The organism is Oscillatoria nigro-viridis PCC 7112 (genome assembly GCF_000317475.1).
In the GTDB taxonomy this organism is placed as follows: Bacteria; Cyanobacteriota; Cyanobacteriia; order Cyanobacteriales; family Microcoleaceae; genus Microcoleus; species Microcoleus nigroviridis.
In genome coordinates, this window is the sequence record NC_019729.1 from 6428277 (window position 1) to 6446796 (window position 18520).

General features: G+C 46.8%; 14 protein-coding genes. 9 read left to right on the forward strand and 5 right to left on the reverse strand.

From position 1 onward, the window contains the following. Positions 1-97: 97 nt before the first annotated feature. Positions 98-637 (reverse strand): phosphate-starvation-inducible PsiE family protein, encoded by a 540-nt coding sequence (locus tag OSC7112_RS26840; RefSeq protein ID WP_015178828.1) that lies wholly within the window; start codon positions 635-637, stop codon positions 98-100. Positions 638-1018: 381 nt separating this feature from the next. On the opposite strand from OSC7112_RS26840, the gene OSC7112_RS26845 reads away from it, so the two are divergent. Then, entirely contained in the window at positions 1019-1621 is a 603-nt protein-coding gene (locus OSC7112_RS26845; RefSeq protein ID WP_015178829.1) for a superoxide dismutase, read from the forward strand. A gap of 288 nt (positions 1622-1909) precedes the next feature. Here the strand turns inward: OSC7112_RS26845 and OSC7112_RS26850 are convergent, their stop codons facing one another. Then, positions 1910-4645 carry a bifunctional acetate--CoA ligase family protein/GNAT family N-acetyltransferase gene (locus OSC7112_RS26850; RefSeq protein ID WP_015178830.1) on the reverse strand — a complete coding sequence of 912 codons (2736 nt, stop codon included), beginning with the start codon at positions 4643-4645 and terminating at the stop codon, positions 1910-1912. A 389-nt stretch (positions 4646-5034) separates the two neighbouring features. Here OSC7112_RS26850 and pflB point away from each other — a divergent pair, with 389 nt between their 5' ends. From pflB to OSC7112_RS26880, 6 genes are all read left to right on the forward strand, one after another. Continuing rightward, positions 5035-7263 carry a formate C-acetyltransferase gene (pflB, locus tag OSC7112_RS26855; protein ID WP_015178831.1) on the forward strand — a complete coding sequence of 743 codons (2229 nt, stop codon included), beginning with the start codon at positions 5035-5037 and terminating at the stop codon, positions 7261-7263. Between the two features lie 471 nt (positions 7264-7734). Continuing rightward, positions 7735-8475: a pyruvate formate-lyase-activating protein gene (gene pflA / locus OSC7112_RS26860; protein ID WP_015178832.1), complete on the forward strand. Its 741-nt coding sequence runs from the start codon at positions 7735-7737 to the stop codon at positions 8473-8475. 124 nt (positions 8476-8599) lie between these two features. Further along, on the forward strand, positions 8600-11230 hold the full coding sequence (adhE, locus tag OSC7112_RS26865; protein WP_015178833.1) for a bifunctional acetaldehyde-CoA/alcohol dehydrogenase: 2631 nt from the start codon (positions 8600-8602) through the stop codon (positions 11228-11230). A gap of 229 nt (positions 11231-11459) precedes the next feature. Beyond that, on the forward strand, positions 11460-11753 hold the full coding sequence (gene clpS, locus OSC7112_RS26870; protein WP_015178834.1) for an ATP-dependent Clp protease adapter ClpS: 294 nt from the start codon (positions 11460-11462) through the stop codon (positions 11751-11753). A gap of 123 nt (positions 11754-11876) precedes the next feature. Beyond that, positions 11877-12191 (forward strand): hypothetical protein, encoded by a 315-nt coding sequence (locus OSC7112_RS26875; protein WP_015178835.1) that lies wholly within the window; start codon positions 11877-11879, stop codon positions 12189-12191. Positions 12192-12371: 180 nt separating this feature from the next. Further along, entirely contained in the window at positions 12372-13277 is a 906-nt protein-coding gene (locus tag OSC7112_RS26880; protein ID WP_041623522.1) for an ATP-grasp domain-containing protein, read from the forward strand. Between the two features lie 7 nt (positions 13278-13284). Here the strand turns inward: OSC7112_RS26880 and OSC7112_RS26885 are convergent, their stop codons facing one another. Together OSC7112_RS26885 and OSC7112_RS26890 are read right to left on the reverse strand one after the other, a co-directional pair. Then, positions 13285-13785, reverse strand: a complete 501-nt coding sequence (locus OSC7112_RS26885; RefSeq protein ID WP_015178837.1) for a plastocyanin/azurin family copper-binding protein — start codon at positions 13783-13785, stop codon at positions 13285-13287. 202 nt (positions 13786-13987) lie between these two features. Continuing rightward, positions 13988-15106, reverse strand: coding sequence for a tocopherol cyclase family protein (locus OSC7112_RS26890; protein WP_015178838.1), 1119 nt, complete (start codon positions 15104-15106; stop codon positions 13988-13990). 227 nt (positions 15107-15333) lie between these two features. On the opposite strand from OSC7112_RS26890, the gene OSC7112_RS26895 reads away from it, so the two are divergent. Beyond that, complete coding sequence (locus OSC7112_RS26895; RefSeq protein WP_015178839.1) at positions 15334-15915, forward strand: Npun_F5749 family FMN-dependent PPOX-type flavoprotein; 582 nt, start codon at positions 15334-15336, stop codon at positions 15913-15915. A 183-nt stretch (positions 15916-16098) separates the two neighbouring features. On the opposite strand, the gene cysE is transcribed toward OSC7112_RS26895, so the two are convergent. Next, complete coding sequence (cysE, locus tag OSC7112_RS26900; RefSeq protein WP_015178840.1) at positions 16099-16905, reverse strand: serine O-acetyltransferase; 807 nt, start codon at positions 16903-16905, stop codon at positions 16099-16101. A gap of 369 nt (positions 16906-17274) precedes the next feature. Here cysE and OSC7112_RS26905 point away from each other — a divergent pair, with 369 nt between their 5' ends. Then, the gene (locus tag OSC7112_RS26905; protein ID WP_015178841.1) at positions 17275-18486 is read left to right on the forward strand and encodes an RNA-guided endonuclease InsQ/TnpB family protein; all 1212 of its coding nucleotides are present in this window, start codon (positions 17275-17277) and stop codon (positions 18484-18486) included. The last annotated feature ends 34 nt before the right edge of the window (positions 18487-18520 follow it).

The window sequence follows — 18520 nt, forward strand, 5'->3', positions numbered from 1 at the left end:
ACATCTCAGTTCGATCGAAAATGATAGGTGTTAACGTGACAAGCGATCGAAGAGTAAATCTAAAATCTAAAATCTAAAATCGCCTGTCCTGCCATATTCAATGAGAATTAAACTTGCTATCAACTGCAACAGGATCGGAAAAAGATTCAGGCGCTGAATATTTTCTATTTCTGCTAGCCATGCGACGTTCCGGGTCAATTCCCTCGAAAGTTGGCGGCAACCAAACTCGGACTACCAACAACACTCCCAAAACCAGCAAAAATGCGCCTGTTGATAATATTTGAACCGAGGGAGTTTCCAGCACTCCCCGCACTATCACTTCTCGTAAAACTGATACAATACAAACTTCTACAGCTACACCGATCGAAACTCTTTGTTCTTGCAAGTAAATAATTAGCAACCGAAACAATTCCACTAAAACCAATAAAAATAGAATGTCTGCAGTCACTTGCTGGAAATTTAAAGGAGGTAGCAGCGAGAAGAACATTTCTCGGAGTTCTAGCACCATGAAACAAAACAAACCAATACATAGGGAAATTACAATTAAGTCTTGGACTGTTTCCAGAGCGGTGACGATTAATTGCAGGTTCAACCATTGAGGGGGGTTACTGGACGAGTTGTTTAAACGCTTTTCCATTGACAGCTCCTGGAACTTGTTTGACTTTCTTACAGCTTAATTGAACTTAGGTTAATCTTTGCCAATTTACAGGTTTAATCTCTTTATCAGTCTCATAAAATTTCGAGCGGTTGACAATTTCACCCACACTTTTATTTGCCTCCCAGGTGGCTTGACATTTAGTGATGGTTTATGCTATCTGAAGCCTGCAATAAGTAGGTTTGATATCTAAAAAATAGAAGTCTGAATCCTAAAATGCTGCAACTGCTATAAAATAGGAAAATTGTAAAGAATTATTTACCACAGCTTGATAAACTCAAGCTAGTGACTCTCGGCTTTAATCATACAAAAGCCAACAAGTCAACCGAAAAACCCAAAGTAATCCAGAGAGGATTGAACACCATGGCATTTGAACTTGCACCGTTACCCTTCGCCGCTGACGCCCTAGAACCAGCTCATATGTCGGCGAACACGTTTTCGTTCCACCACGACAAGCACCACGCTGCTTACGTGACCAATCTGAATAAACTGATTGAAGGAACGGAAATGGCGAGCAAATCCCTTGAAGAAATTGTCAAGGAATCTGCTAAAGACCCATCCAAAGCCGGCATTTTCAACAATGCAGGTCAAGTTTGGAACCACAATTTTTTCTGGAATTCCCTCAAACCGGGCGGCGGCGGTACTCCGACAGGAGCTTTAGCTGACAAAATTAACGCCGACTTCGGCAGCTTTGACAAATTCAAAGAAGAATTTAAGACTGCAGCGACAACTCAGTTCGGTAGCGGCTGGGCTTGGCTGGTTTTGGATAACGGCACTTTGAAAGTCACCAAAACTGCTAACGCCGACACTCCGGTAGCACACGGCCAAACTCCGTTGCTGACTTTGGATGTGTGGGAACACGCTTATTATTTGGATTTCCAAAACCGCCGTCCCGACTACATTACTAATTTCTTGGATAATTTGGCTAACTGGGATTTCGCAGCAGCAAATTTGGCTGCGGCTTAGTAGCATCTGAGTTTGAGGACTAAAGTCCTCATATCGTGTCCGATCGATTAACCATAATATTCCGGTCGGGGCGGGTTTTTGAGATTGTCCATTGTTGGCAGGTATTGTTTGTGAACCCGCCCCTACAAAAATCGCGGTCGCTCGATCGGACATGATATCACTACAAACCGATAAAGTTTGTAGTGAGGACTAATATCAAATCCGTTAGCATCGGAATAGTAAATTCGAGTTCACGGCGTTCACGGCGTCAACAGTCAACATCATGTATGAGTGTAACCGGAAATGATATTAGCAAACAAAAACAGCTTTCAACATTCCTTCGCCTCGGTCTGGTTGGAGTTCAAATCCTAGTTTTTTACAGAGGCTCTGCATCTTGTAGTTGCTATTGAGAATGTAGCCGACGATCGCCTCTAATTTCTCTTCCTGACCAATTTGCAGCAGCCGACTCAATAATTCTGTTCCCAAACCGCGCTGCTGATAGCTATCGCTAACGATCAGGGCAAATTCGGCTTCGTTTGTGCCGTGGAGTTTGCTCAGACGCCCTACTGCCAAAATCCGGTGTTCTGAGGTTTCCGGGTCTTGACGATCGGCTACTAACAGCATTTCCCGATCGTAGTCAATAAAACAAATCCGAGTCAAACGTTCGTGAGCGATGCGGTTCTTTAACTTTACCATGTGAGCGTAGCGCAAATAGACGCTCTCTTCGGAAAGTTCTTGGTGGAACAGCACCATCAGCGGCTCATCTTCTGGACGAATCGGACGGATCGTGATGGGACGATCGCCGTTACTTGACCATGTTTGAACGTATTGCGTAGGATAGGGGCGAATCGCCGGTAAAATCGGGTTTTCTGTTGTCTTGAGAACAACGCGGGCATCAAGAGCGATCGCACCTTCAGGAGAAACCAACAGCGGATTAATATCAATCTCGGAAATTTGAGGTTGCTCTACAATCAGTTGACTGAAACGAACTAATAGCTGTTCGAGTTGTACCAGGTCAATTGCCGATCGCCCGCGCACTCCTTGCAAAGCTTTATAGATGCGCGTTTGCTCCATCATCCGCCGCGCTAGGGTGGTATTTAAGGGCGGAAGTGCCAGCGATCGATCTTGAAAGACTTCCACTAATTGTCCGCCGGAACCAAAGAGCATCACCGGCCCAAATTGCGGGTCAATACTGCTACCCAAAATTAGTTCGTAGCCTTCCAAATTCACCATCGGCTGCACGGTTACGCCGAGAAACGCTGCAGGATCGATCGCCCGTACCCGCTGGGCGATCGCCTCAAAGGCACTAATTACAGCCTTAGCATCGCCTAAATTTAGTTGGACGCCCCCCACATCGGTTTTGTGAGTAATCGTCTCAGAATGGAGTTTTAGCACCACTGGATAACCGAGGCGACCGGCAATTTCCACAGCTTCGGCCGCACTCGCTGCAATTTCTGTCGCTACGGTGGGAATGCCGTAAGCTGCCAGCAACTGTTTTGATTCGTACTCGGTTAATAGAGTGCGATTGTTTTGGCGGGCGGCAGTCAAAATCTTCGCAGGAGTCGCACACCCGGAAGTCTCGATTTTGCAATCAGCGGGGAGAGATGGCGTTTCGTAGATAGCGCGCAGGTTGTATGTGTACCGCCACATATAGTTGAACAACCTGACGGCGGTATCGGGATAAGGGAAAGTCGGAATATTTGCCTGATTGAGAATTTGCGTTCCCGCTGACACTTCCACACCGCCCATCCAGCTTGCTAATAAGGGCTTTCCGAGTTTGCTGTAAGACTTGAGTTTTTCTGCGGTTTGGGTGGGATTTGTCATCGCTTGTGGCGTCAGGATGACCAGCAATCCGTCACTATTGGGATCGGGAGCGACCACTTCTAGAGTTTTGGCGTAAAGATCGCTACTAGCATCGCCCAAAATATCGATCGGGTTGTGATGACTCCACTGAGGGGGCAAAAACTCATCAAGCTGCTGCAGCGTCTCCGGTGCCAGATCTGCCAGCGCACCGCCGTCGCTAATTAAGGCATCAGTGGCGATCGCCCCCGGGCCTCCTGCATTGGTGACGATCGATAGGCGGTTGCCCTGCGGTCGGGGTTGCTTGGCGAGAATTTCTGCCATGTCGAACAAATCGGAAATGGTATGTACCCGCAACGCGCCGCAGCGGCGGAAAGCAGCGTTAAGCACGTCATCGCTGCCGGTCAAAGCTCCCGTATGGGAAGCGGCGGCTTGGGCGGCGGCGGCGGTACGTCCTACCTTGAGAATGATGATCGGTTTGTCGATCGCCACTGGGCGGGCGGCGGACAGGAACGAACGAGCATCACCCATAGATTCCATGTACAAAACGATACTGTGGGTATGGGGATCGTCCCCGAAATACTCGATCAGATCGCCCCAACCGACATCGAGCATAGAGCCGATCGATACAAAGGCGCTAAAACCGACGTTTTCCCCCAAACTCCAGTCGAGAATCGAAGTACAGAGGGCGCCGCTTTGACTGATGAAAGCGACATTACCCGGACGGGCGATCGTACCTGCAAAAGTAGCATTGAGCCCGAGGACGGGATTCATCACGCCGAGGCAATTGGGGCCGATAATCCGCATTCCGCCCAGACGCGCTTGGGCGAGAACTTGCTGTTCTAAAGCCTCCCCAGCCGCACCAATCTCTTTAAAGCCAGCAGAAACAATAATTGCCCCTTTCACCCCAGCAGCGATACATTCGCGGATCACTTGCGGCACCCCAGCAGCAGGCGTAGCAATCACCGCCAGATCCACTACTTCCGGGACGCTAGCAATGTCAGGATAAGACTTGAGCCCCAAGACACTGCGGCGCTGCGGATTCACCGGAAAAACTGTTCCGCCAAACGGATTCCGAATCAAGTTCCACAGGAGAGTACGTCCGACGCTTCCTTCTCTCTCTGTGGCGCCGATTACAGCCACGGAGCGAGGCTCAAAAATCCGATCGAGCGGATGACGCTGTTCTTTCCAAATATCGTGAGCCGGATCGCTCGCTGTGCTTTCATTTCTTGAATTTATCTGCATAATACCCTACTTCTATTCAGCAATTAATATTGCTCTGCTTTCGATAAAAATTACCGCATCCAATCTCAACTCTTTTTCTTCACCATCTTCGGGGGTTCGCAGTTCCTGAAAAAAAAATCTCATTGCGCGTTTCCGACCCACCCACCCTTAAACAACATTTCCATTGTCAAAGTGTTAGTTCGGGAACTCCTTTAGTCAGAGCTTCCTCAACAATTCACGAGGATGTTCTGCCTACTATCTATCTTAATTCTTCCCACGGAATTAGCAAGTCAATTTTTGTAACAAATACCGAACAGGGTATTTAAAATATTGAAATTAAATATATACTAAATGTGGTGGTCGAAGAAAAAAGATCGGTCGCCAACAAAAAATAGAGGTGAAAGCAAGCTATGTTTGCAGAATGGCACGGCTTTACTGAAGGCAACTGGACAAAAGAAGTCAACGTCAGAGACTTCATTCAAAAAAATTACACCCCCTATGAAGGGAATGCAGAATTTCTCACAGCACCAACTGAAAAAACCCAGCAGCTTTGGCACCAAGTTCTGGAACTAATGAAGCAAGAGCGCGAAAAAGGTGTATTGGATGTTGATACAAAAGTTCCCACATCGATCGCGGCTCATGCAGCAGGATACATCGATCGCGACTTAGAACAAATAGTAGGTTTGCAAACAGATAGACCATTGAAACGCGCGATTATGCCCTTCGGCGGGATTCGCGTGGTCAAGGCAGGTTTAGAAGCTTACGGCTATCAGCTCGATCGGCAAACTGAAGAAATATTTACGAAATATCGCAAAACTCATAACGATGGTGTATTCGATGCTTACACGCGCTCGATGCGTCTGGCGAGACGTTCTGGTATCATCACAGGTTTGCCAGATGCCTACGGACGCGGGCGGATTATCGGTGACTACCGGCGCGTTGCTTTGTACGGTGTCGATCGCCTGATTGATGATAAAAAAACACAGCAAGAATCGCTCGAACTAGAGGCGATGGACGAGGCAACAATTCGTTTGCGCGAAGAGTTATCCGAGCAAATTCGGGCCTTGTTTGAGTTAAAAGAAATGGCTGCTAGCTACGGCTTTGATATTGGCCGTCCGGCGGCAAATGCACGAGAAGCTGTCCAGTGGCTGTATTTTGGCTACTTGGGAGCAGTGAAAGAACAAAACGGGGCAGCGATGTCTCTCGGCCGCGTATCGACGTTTTTAGACATTTATTTCGAGCGCGATTTGCAAAGCGGCGCGAGTTCCGAACAAGAATTGCAAGAACTGATCGACCATTTTGTCATGAAACTCCGCATGGTGCGGTTTTTGCGAACTCCCGACTATAACGCTCTGTTTTCTGGCGATCCAACTTGGGTAACAGAGGCGATCGGCGGTACCAGCAATGACGGTAGAACATTGGTAACTCGCAACAGTTTCCGATTCTTGCACACCCTCTCCAACCTCGGTACTGCACCCGAACCAAATCTCACCGTTTTGTGGTCGGAAAACTTGCCGGAAAACTTCAAACAATTCTGTGCCAAGGTATCCAGCGATACGAGTTCGATTCAGTACGAAAACGACGATTTGATGCGTCCTGTATACGGCGATGATTACGCGATCGCCTGTTGTGTCTCCGCGATGCGAATTGGCAAGCAAATGCAGTTTTTCGGCGCGCGAGTTAACTTGGCCAAGACTTTGCTCTATGCGATTAACGGCGGTAAAGATGAGAAGTCCGGCGACCAAATCGCGCCGCAGTTCCCACCGATTACTACCGAATATCTCGATTACGACGAGGTAAGAGCGCGGTTCCAAGAAATGATGGCGTGGTTGGCAAAAACGTATATCAATACGTTGAATGTCATTCACTACATGCACGACAAATACTGCTACGAACGCCTGGAAATGGCATTGCACGATCGCGATGTTTACCGGACAATGGCCTGCGGAATTGCCGGGTTGTCTGTGGTGGCGGACTCGCTCTCGGCGATTAAACACGCTAAAGTTAAGGTGATTCGCAACGAGCAAGGTTTGGCCGTAGATTACTCGATCGAAGGAGAATATCCAAAATACGGCAATAACGACGATCGCGCAGACAGTCTGGCCATCGAACTCGTGCAAAGCTTCATGAACGAAATTCGCCAGCACAAAACCTACCGCGGCGCTGTAGCGACTCAATCGGTACTCACGATTACTTCTAACGTAGTGTACGGCAAAAAAACTGGTAGCACTCCCGACGGACGCAAAGCAGGCGAACCCTTTGCTCCCGGTGCTAACCCGATGCACGGCCGAGATTCCTGTGGGGCGATCGCATCCTTATCTTCTGTAGCCAAACTGCCTTACAGCGATTGTCAAGATGGCATATCGAATACTTTTTCGATTCTACCGCAGGCCTTGGGCAGAACCCAGAGCGATCGGACTAACAACCTAGTTGGTGTCCTAGACGGTTACTTCCACGATGGCGGCCATCACATCAATGTTAACGCGCTCGATCGGCAAACATTACTAGATGCGATGGAACATCCAGAAAACTATCCCCAGCTAACAATTCGCGTCTCCGGTTATGCGGTTAATTTCATCAAACTTACCCGCGAACAGCAATTAGATGTGATTAAACGGACTTTCCACGAGCGCGTCTAAATCCCATTGGAATCGGCGGTTGAAACCGCTAAGCGAGTCAAACGAAGTCCGAGCAGAGGGGGACTCAAGAAGCGCCTACATAATTGGTTCTGAATAAGTCTTTTTTCGTCTAGTTTCGCTGTTGAACCATGAGACCAGATACCCCTAATATCAAATCCGGTAGCATCGGAATTATTCATCTCTGTATTCTCTCCCTCTGCGTTCTCTGCGCCCTCTGTGGTTAAATCATTCCGATGCAACCGGAAACGATATAACCCCCCTTCTTAAGGGGGAAGAGTATTCTTGAATTCCCCCGACTATCTGGGGATTCAAGGGGAACCGTCCCCTTCTCAAAGTCCCCCTTATTAAGGGGGATTTAGGGGGATCTAGCCTCAGCAACCAAACTAAAAATCCGCAATTTTCCAGGCTTAAGTTAACACCGAGATTCCCTCATCCCTAATCTCGAAACATCACCAACAAACAGCAAATTAAATGTCGGGAATTGGTCGCATTCATTCAATCGAAACTTTTGGTACCGTAGACGGCCCCGGAATCCGGTTTATCGTCTTCACCCAAGGCTGTCCGTTACGCTGTCTGTACTGTCACAATCCCGACTGTCGCAATTCCCACGATGGTAAAGAAGTAACCGTCGATTATTTAATCGCTCAAATTACAAAATGTAAATCCTACCTGCGAAAAGGAGGCGTTACCGTCAGCGGCGGCGAACCGTTGATGCAGCCGGATTTTGTCAGAGAAATCTTTATCCGCTGTCATCAAATGGGTTTGCATACAGCGCTGGACACATCAGGGTTCTGTCTTTTAGAAGTTGCTAAACCGGTGCTAGAAATGACCGATCTGGTTTTATTGGACATCAAATCCTACATTCCCGATCTGTATTACAAAGTCACCAACGTTTCCATCGAGCCTACTTTAGCAATGGCCAAATACCTCAGCGAAATTGGCAAACCGACGTGGATTCGCTTCGTTCTAGTTCCTCACCTCACAGATGACATCGAAAACGTAGAAAAATTAGCGGACTTCATTGCCAATCTGAAGAATGTGGAAAAATTAGAAGTATTACCATTTCATAAAATGGGAGAATACAAATGGGAACAATTAAAATTGGATTACGAACTCAAGGATACACATCCAGCTTCACCGGAACTCGTGCAACAAACTGTTGATATTTTTCGCAGTCGCGGGGTCAATGCGATGGGAGCTAGCGGTATATAATAATTAAAAGACCGCGTTCGCAAGTCACCAACAATCGTAAAATTATCTGCGTCGATCGGCGGGTTCCTCACCAATTAAAGATTGAGGCAATAATTTTCCCTAAAAAAACATCAGGAAAAATAACATGAAAGTTACCAATGTAGATGAATTAGAAGTGCTAATTCAAAAAGTAAAAGCAGCCCAAGCTGAATTTGCTACCTATACTCAAGAACAGGTCGATCGCATATTCAAGCAAGCAGCTTTAGCCGCTAATGCCGCCCGCATTCCCTTAGCCAAGGCAGCAGTCAAAGAATCGGGAATGGGAGTCATCGAAGATAAGGCAATCAAAAATCATTTTGCCTCGGAAATGATTTACAACAAATACAAAAACGACAAGACTTGCGGTATCATCGAGTCCGACCGGCATTTTGGCTACGAACGCATTGCCGAACCCGTGGGAGTGCTGGCGGGAATCGTTCCTGTAACTAACCCGACTTCCACCACCATCTTTAAGTCTTTAATCGTGCTCAAGACGAGAAATGGCATTATATTTTCGCCCCATCCCCGCGCCAAATCCTGCACGGCTGCGGCGGCAAAAATCATCCTCGATGCTGCTGTAGCGGCAGGAGCACCACCGGATATTATTGGGTGGATTGACGAGCCAACTGTGCCGCTTTCCCAAGCTTTGATGCAGCACCCCGATATCAAACTAATTTTGGCAACTGGCGGGCCGGGAATGGTAAAAGCTGCCTACTCTTCAGGACACCCATCCCTCGGTGTCGGCGCGGGAAATACTCCCGCCATCATTGATGAAACCGCCCACATCCAAATGGCTGTCAGCTCAATTTTGCTCAGCAAAACTTTCGACAACGGCACGATTTGTGCTTCGGAACAATCGGTGGTTGTTGTGGATGAGGTGTACGATGCCGTGCAACTGGAATTTATCAAGCGCGGTGCTTATTTCCTCAATGCGGAAGAACGGGAAAAAGTGCGGCAGGTAATCTTAATTGATGGTCGATTGAATGCTGAACTTGTCGGACAATCCGTGCAAAAGGTGGCGGAGGTTGCGGGTTTTGAAGTGCCGTCAAACATCAGGGTTTTGATTGGAGAAGTGGAGGCGGTTGGTAAAGAAGAACCCTTGGCTTGCGAAAAACTTTCGCCGATTCTCGCCATGTACCGCGCCAAGGACTTTACTGAAGCAGTAGACAAAGCTGAAGCGCTGATAATTTTTGGCGGACACGGACATACTTCTGTACTCTACACGGCTCCGCACAATCAGAAGCACATTCGTTATTTTGAAAGCAAAGTAGAGACTTCGCGGGTGCTGATTAATACCCCTTCTTCTCAAGGTGCGATCGGCGATTTGTACAATTTCCGCCTCGATCCCTCCCTTACCCTCGGTTGCGGTAGCTGGGGCGATAATTCTATTTCTGTCAACGTGACACCCCATCACCTGCTGAATATCAAAACCGTAGCAGAACGCCGCGAGAATATGCTCTGGTTCCGCATTCCTCCCAAGATTTATTTTAAGTCGGGTTGTCTTCCTGTAGCTTTGAGGGATCTTGCAGGTAAGAAACGTGCTTTGATCGTGACGGATAAACCATTGTTTGAATTGGGATTGATTAAGGAAGTCACAGATAGTTTGGAAGAAATCGGCATCGATCACTACACATTTTACGATGTGGAACCAGATCCTTCGCTTGCTACTGTTCGCAAAGGTTTACAAATCTGCAATAGTTTCCATCCAGATGTGATTATTGCTTTTGGTGGTGGCTCGCCGATGGATGCTGCTAAAGTAATGTGGCTGATGTACGAGCATCCAGAAATTGAGTTTGAAGGATTGGCGATGCGGTTTATGGATATCCGCAAGCGGGTATACGAACTGCCGCCTTTGGGATCGAAGGCAATTATGGTGGCAATTCCAACTACTTCGGGAACGGGTTCGGAAGTCACGCCTTTTGCGGTTGTTACGGATGAACAATCGGGGATTAAGTATCCGCTTGCAGATTATGCTCTGACTCCGAGTATGGCGATCGTCGATCCAGAACTTACGCTGAATATGCCCCGGAAACTGACTGCTTACGGCGGCATTGATGCGCTAACCCACGCTTTAGAAGCTTATGTTTCTGTGTTGGCTTCTGAGTATACAAATGGTTTGGCTTTAGAAGCAATTCGTTTGCTGTTTAAATACCTGCCCAGCGCTTACAAAAATGGTGCTAGCGATCCGAAAGCGCGGGAGAAAGTACATTATGCTGCTACGATCGCCGGGATGGCATTTGCCAACGCTTTTCTGGGGGTTTGTCACTCAATTGCTCACCAATTAGGTGCAACTTGCCACGTCCCTCACGGTTTAGCGAATGCGCTGATGATTTCCCATGTAATTCGCTACAATGCAACGGATGTTCCGTTCAAACAAGCGATTTTTTCTCAAAACAAGTATCCTAACAGCAAGTGGCGGTATGCTCGAATTGCGGACTATCTGAATTTGGGCGGCGATACAGAAGAGGAGAAAGTTGAGAAGTTGATCGCAGCGGTGGAAGATCTGAAGCGTCAGGTAGATATTCCTAGCACGATTCAGGAGGCGATCGCCAGTCAGGGAATGAGCGATGATTTCTTTTTTGCTCGCGTTGAGGAAATGGCCGATCGCGCTTTTGACGATCAGTGTACCGGAGCAAACCCCCGCTACCCGCTGATTGAAGATTTAAAGCAACTTCTGGTGCAAGCGTACTCTCACGGCGACACTTCTGAGGTCGATCGAGTGTTAACTGTAGTTTAATCGTCGCGGTGCAATAGATTTCTCCTCAAAAGCCTGTCAATGGGGGGCAGGATGCCTAACCCTACTCCCCACAAGACTTTCTGGAGAAGTCTAACGCCGGGCCCGGCGCTGAAAATAAACCCCGAAGCGGATCGAAATACCAAGTAGGGGTTGAAAAATTCGGCAATTGTGTTATAATTTTAAAGGTAACTATTTTACGAATTTTGTAGTTTCAGTGGCTGTTCGCGCGATGACCTCTTCACCAACCATAGCACCCGTTCGATCGAGTCAAGTTACACGCAAACCTTATCCCAACTATCGGGTAATAGTTCTCAACGACGATTTCAACACATTTCAGCACGTTGTGGAATGTTTGACGAAATACATTCCAGGGATGACGAGCGATCGGGCTTGGAAACTCGCCAACCAAATCCACCACGAAGGCCAGGCCACTGTCTGGGTTGGGCCGCAAGAGCAAGCAGAACTTTATCATATGCAATTAAGCCGTGCGGGACTGACAATGGCTCCGCTAGAGTCAGCTTAATATTTTTTAACTGACAGTTACAAGACTTACTTTGAAACTTGCCAAAATGGCAACATCACTTCATCCTCTTGATTTAGATTATGTGTCAGTACACCTAATCTTTTACTCAAGTAGGATAATTTTATGAATCATCCTTTTGATCTAGATATTGCCGATCTCGAAGCAATTGATTTGGATTTTGAAGAGACGCTAACCGATGAAGAGTCCACCCGCATCGGAGGTGGATTAAGGGCTACCACTCTAGCTATAGGTGAAGAAGGTGGTGGTGGGATACAGTGTATCTCAGCTCCCTGTCCGGGAAGTGAAGGAGGAGGAGGATTTCCTCCCAAGCCTATTCCCATTGACCCTCCGATGACCACTATGGCACTAGGTGAAGAGGGTGGAGGACATTACACAAAAGCTTGGTTTGAAGGCGGTGGAGGCCCTATTTATTGGTAATCTCATTCGTGCCGACAATGGTAGAGCTTCTGCCTAATTCGTGAATAAGACTTTCAAAGATTCAGCCTCATTCGAGTGTTTTTTTTCAATATATAAAAAGTTGCAACACTCTCAAAACAAGTGATGCGACTTTTTATATTTTTACTTGATTTTAGCACATTTTTAATTTTCAAATTTCCCATGAACATTTTAATTCTGGGTAATGATTCAGATGCTCATGCTGCTCATATAAAAGATGCTCTCACCCAAGCCGGTGCAGAAGTAGATTACTTAGACACCTATCTGTTTCCAAGACAGTTACGTCTGTCTTGGCAACCCGATACCCTGGTAGGGTGCTTGACGCTACCCGGAGGTCGCCAGTTGAATTTTCAAGATATTCACAGTGTATTTTGGCGCAATTTTTCCGGTGTTGGCGTTCCACCTTTAAACGATGCAAATCAACAGCAAGTTGCATTGAACGATTCCATGAGTACAGTGCGATCGCTAATGCAAGCTTGTCGGGCTCGCTGGATTAATTCCTGGCAGGCATACCAATTTCATAAAGAAAAACCCCTACAACTGAGTCTGGCAAAGCAAATAGGAGTTACGATTCCTGCAACTTTAATCAGTAACAATCCAGAGCAAGTTAGAGAATTTGTCGAACCTCATGAAAAAGCAATTTTTAAGCCTGTTTATGGTGGCGCTCATGCCAAGTTGGTGACAGAGGCGCATTTAGAACCTAATCGCCTGGACTTGGCCTTGAGTATTTCTCCAGTCACAATACAAGAGTATATTCCTGGGACAAATATTCGCAGTTATGTGATAGGTGAATCAGTTTATTCGGCAGAAATTCGCAGTCAAGCTGTGGACTTTCGGGAAGATTTAGAGTCCGAGTTGATTCCGATAGATTTGCCCGAATCAGTTCACCAACAATGTTTAGCAATATCAAAGGCATTTAGGCTCGATTGGACTGCTATTGATTGGCGTCTCAAGCCAACCGGTGAGTATGTATTTTTAGAGGCAAATCCTAGTCCGATGTTCAGACATTTTGAGCGTCAGACTGGTTTTCCGATTACACAAAAGTTAGTCAATCTGTTAATGTATTAACTGGGATTTAAGAGGCGATCGTAATTTTGCCAATCATCCCCGCCTCTGTATGTCCGGCTACCGTACAGCGCAGGTTGTAACTTCCCGATTTGATTGGCACAAACAGCCATTCTGCCATAGCGCCCGGTTTAAGTTCCAATTCGTGAATCGCTCCTTTAATTTCCACATTACCAGCTTCAACTTTTTGAGTCCAACTCGCATCAGCAAAGTTTTTAGCAGTAAAATAATGTTTCTGGGAACTGGGATTTTTTAGCACTAATTTATAGCGCTTGCCCGATTCAAATTCTAGCTGATTGGGAAAAAATTTTAGTTCCCCAGCTTCGTTACCCAAACTAACAGTAATTTCGGTAACAGGTTGGCGAGACAAATCACCGGCAGCACTAGCAATTGCCGCCGGCATCAAGATTGTACTCAAACATAAAATTAGTCCCAAAATCACCTTGAAAGTTTTTTGTAAACGCTGGCTGCGGTAAAATTCACCTAATTGCAAACCGAGTAAATCGATCATGGCTGTTATGACTCCTGTTAACTATTAACTGACGACTGACAACTGACGGCTGACTAAGCTGTCGCGCATTTAAATTGTATATTCAGGGCGGGCGGGACACCCCACAAGACTTTAAATTTTTTTGACAGACAATTTAAATGCCGCAACAGGTTACTGACTATACTGCCTAATGACTAATGACTACTGACGACTGACTACTGACTTAATGCGATCGCCAAACTTCATCCCAAGGCCCGCCCCCAACTTCCAAACCCGATAAAGAACTTTGAGCCTCTAAGATAATTCTAGAACGCTGCTTGCCATTTTTTTCAACATTTCCCCCCAACAACTCTCGCAGTTGCAAGCGCAATTCGCCGTGCGTCGTATCCCGGCAGCAAAAAGCCATGCCTTTTTCTGTAGGAGTTCGCACATAAGTACCAAGATTGTTTGTAGTGCCAATCAACTCAACTTCAAATTGGCTGTTTCTAGCCTGCATTTTCCAGCTTCCCCAAGGTTCAATATTCCAACTAACTTGGGAATTCCAAGGCACAAATTCGTAAAATTTTCCTCGGTAATGCAAACAAATCATTGCTACCGATTCCATCCACCACAGCACGCCCCGCTTGCCCCCGCCAGCAGTTAAAGCTAAATCGTTTTCGCCTTGAAAACAATTGCAATTAATCCAAAACCACTTTTGCGGAAAAGCACCGCCCCAGTTTTTTTCGCTGTAAGCGGGAGCATTTTTAAATTCGTAGCGTTGCCCGTTCCAATCGATCCAGCCCGTGGCTAAACCGTGAGCCATTAAAATTTGCCATCCAGGCTCAAAGACGGGCAGGAAAGATAGCATTCCCGCCGTTGATTTCTGGATTTCTTCAGAGTTTCCCCAGCCGTAAATAGGTTGAATTTCGTACTGCCAAAAACAGTGACTGCTGCTTCCCGGATCGTGCAGATAACCTTGATTCAAAGTAGCAGTAGCTTGATAGCCTTCTTCGACGCGGCTGTCGAATACTTGCGGCTCTAAATATTGAGGTTTAATTTGTAAATCTGTTCGGCCCCAATGTCCCAAACCCAAGCTTTCTCGGTGCGCCCAAAACTTATTTACATCGGGAAAGGTGCGACACAAATAGCTATCTTTCGGGCCGAGAATTTGAGCTGCACCGCCGCTGTAAGGTTGACCGCCTCTGGGGTCTTCGATGGAATACATGAATGCAAAGGATTGCCCGTGAATCGGTAATGTTATTCGGTAGTACCAGCCTTCAAAAAAGCGCCTGGAACTGCCGTCCCAGTGGTAGCCGCTGTGGGGAGTTTCAATAGTTTTGAGTTTTGAGAGTGAATTTGACATAAAATTACCAATAGCAGAAAGAAGAGTCCTCAGTCAGTAGTCATCAGTTATTAGTTATTAGTTATTAGCTAGCAGTCAGCAGTCAGTAGTAGCGTGCTGGTGTTTACACCTTATCCAATTAGCAATTCTCTTTTTCCGAATTACCTTGTTTCCAATGACTGATGACTACTGACTAATGACTACTGACTACTGACTAATCCCATTACCAATATGATAGGTTATTAATTATGTCTTTAGCACTTTGGCGATCGCCCTTAGCTCGCGCCCTCCACCGCAACCGCAGTCTTGCTTTTGCCCGCTACTTGCAACTAGCAACTGTTCGGGCTACCGGGCGTCCGGCCAACCGCACTGTGGTGTTTCGCGGCTTTTTAGCAGATACTAATCAGTTGAAATTTATTACAGATATTCGCAGCCAAAAGGCAGAGGAAATTAACCTCTATCCTTGGGGGGAAATTTGCTGGTATTTTCCTAAAACTCGCGAACAATTTCGGATTGCTGGAAAGCTAGTTTTGGTAGGGGCAGATTATCCAGAGGCCCAGTTGTGCTCGTCGCGCCGCACAGCTTGGCAGGAGCTTTCTGAGGCGGCTAGATCGCAGTTTGCTTGGCCGCATCCGGGGGATGACAAAGCCGAGGCTAGTGCTTTTGATTCTGCTTCCCCAGATGCGATCGAGCCGCTGCCTAATTTTTGCTTGCTGTTGTTGGAACCGGAAACGGTGGATTTGTTGGAGTTGCGGGGGGAACCGCAAAACCGATCGCTTTATCGGCGCGACGGGGAGGGAAATTGGTCTGTGCGATCGGTTAATCCTTGAAAAAGAAGTCAACCGATTTTAGATTTTAGATTTTAGATTTTAGATTGAAGAAAGCGACTCCACTGATAAATCTGGGTAGTCATTAGTCGGTGATTGTTGGTTATTGGTTATTTGTTACCAGTAACCTTCCAGACCCAATTGCCAATTCCCACGGAGACCTATGCCCTATGCCCAATTCAAATTTTAGATGCCGCTGCCGTCTAAAAATTCTTGAATTGCTTTATCTTTTAACTGGCAGCTAGGGGTTGTAACTAGCTGCGTTTTTTCGGCTAAGGCTACATTGCTGGCTTGGTTTAAAGCTTCTGATACTGAGTGGAAATTGTGGGAATTGGGAACAGAAGTTAAGGAGACAGATGGTTGAGGAAGCAAACTTTTTACTTGCTGTTCGAGGGATTCGATACGATCGAGCAAAGAGCGAATTACCACAGCTTCCGAATCCGGCAAACTGCCGTGTTCTAGGGGATTGACGCGCACTCCCGATCGATAGACGATGCGGCCGGGAATCCCTACCACTGTACAGTCAGATGGTACGTCCCGGAGCACGACGGAACCGGCGCCGATGCGGACGTTGTTGCCAATTAGCAAATTGCCGAGTACCTTGGCGCCTGCACCTACAACTACATTTTCGCCGACGGTAGGGTGACGCTTGCCGCTTTCCTTGCCTGTGCCGCCGAGGGTGACACCTTGGTAAATTAGGGCAAAATCGCCGATAATCGCTGTTTCGCCGATTACAACCCCCATACCGTGGTCGATGAATACGCTTTTGCCGATGGTTGCCCCTGGGTGGATTTCAATTCCGGTCAAAAAGCGAGCAATGTGGGAAATCAAGCGGGGGATGAAGGGAAGTCCCAACACATAAAGCCAGTGTGCGAGGCGGTGCAGCACTAGGGCCTGAAGACCGGGGTAGCAAAACAAAACTTCCAGCCAGTTGCGAGCGGCAGGGTCGCGATCGAAAATTATACTGAAGTCAGCTCTAAGAGTCTTTAGCACTTTCGGAGTTACCTATTTTGGTTAAACACGCTACTTTCGATTTTACATTTTACTGGATGGGGAAGTGAGAGGTCGGTCGGGAGATTGGGTAGTGGGAGATTAAGAGAGTGGAAGATTGGGGCCGCGGAACACTCGGAGATGGGGAGATGGGGGTAGAATTTGACTGTATTTTATAAAGAACACCCTGAAAACCCCGCGACTTCAGTCCGGGGATGAAAGGGGTAAGGAGGCTTTAGCCTCCCAGTATTTTTCATGAGATTTCTGAATTGTATGTACTGTAAATTACAACTATGTAAATCTTTGTGAACAATGAGAACCGGGTTAAGCCAACGCTGCTAGCATAAACCTATCGTGATGAGGGTCGAAGTCATGCTAGTTTTCGAGTTGAAAGCATACGGTAAAAAGCAGCAATTTGAAGCTGTAGACGAAGCAATTAGAACGGTGCAGTTCATCCGCAACAAAGCATTGCGCTTTTGGATGGAAAACGAAAAAGTCAACAAATACGACTTGAATAAATACAGCGCCATTCTAGCGAAGGAATTCCCGTTTGGCGACGACTTAAACAGCATGGCCAGACAATCGAGTTCAGAAAGAGCGTGGTCGGCGATTTCACGATTTTACGACAACTGCAAAAAGAAAGTCCCAGGAAAAAAAGGATTCCCGCAATTCCAGAAACACAACCGCTCCGTCGAATACAAGACTACGGGCTGGCGTCTGGCAGACGACCGGAAATCAATCACTTTTACCGATAAAAAAGGAATCGGAAAGCTCAAGTTAAAAGGAACGCGCGACTTACATTTCTACCAGCGCAGTCAAATCAAACGAGTACGCTTGGTGAGACGGGCAGACGGATATTATGTCCAGTTTTGCATTCAAGTTGACCGTTCTGAAAAGATTGAAATCACGGGTAACGCCATCGGGTTAGATGTAGGACTTAAAGAGTTTTACACTGACTCAAATGGTATTGCAGTTGATAACCCGCGTTTCCTCCGCAAGGGAGAACGCAGGTTGAAGAAATCCCAAAAACGAGTTTCAAAACGAGTCAAGGGTTCGCAAAACAGAAAAAAAGCTAGAGCGATTCTAGGAAAGCGCCACCTCAAAATAAGCAGACAGCGTAAAGATTTTGCCGTGAAGTTGGCAAGATGCGTCATCCAGTCTAACGACTGTGTAGTCTACGAAGATTTGAGGATTAAAAATATGGTGAAGAATCACTGTCTGGCAAAATCGATTAACGACGCTTCTTGGTATATGTTCCGAATTTGGCTGGAATATTTTGGCAAAGTATTCGGAAGAATTACGATTGCCGTACCAGCTAACGGAACAAGTCAAGAATGCTCTAGTTGCGGAACAATTGTTAAGAAAAGTCTCTCAACGCGAACCCACGCTTGTCGGTGTGGATGCGTATTAGATCGTGACTGGAACGCAGCTAAAAATATCCTAAGTCGGGGATTGAGTACGGCGGGGCACGTCGGAACTTGGATCTTAGATCCGAACGCTTGTGGAGAATTGACCGCTACCGATGTTGAAGTAATTCTGCATCGGCAAGTCGATTCTGCGAATCAAGAATCTCCTCGGCTTTAGCCAGGAGAGTGTCAATGTCACCATCCAACAGCGC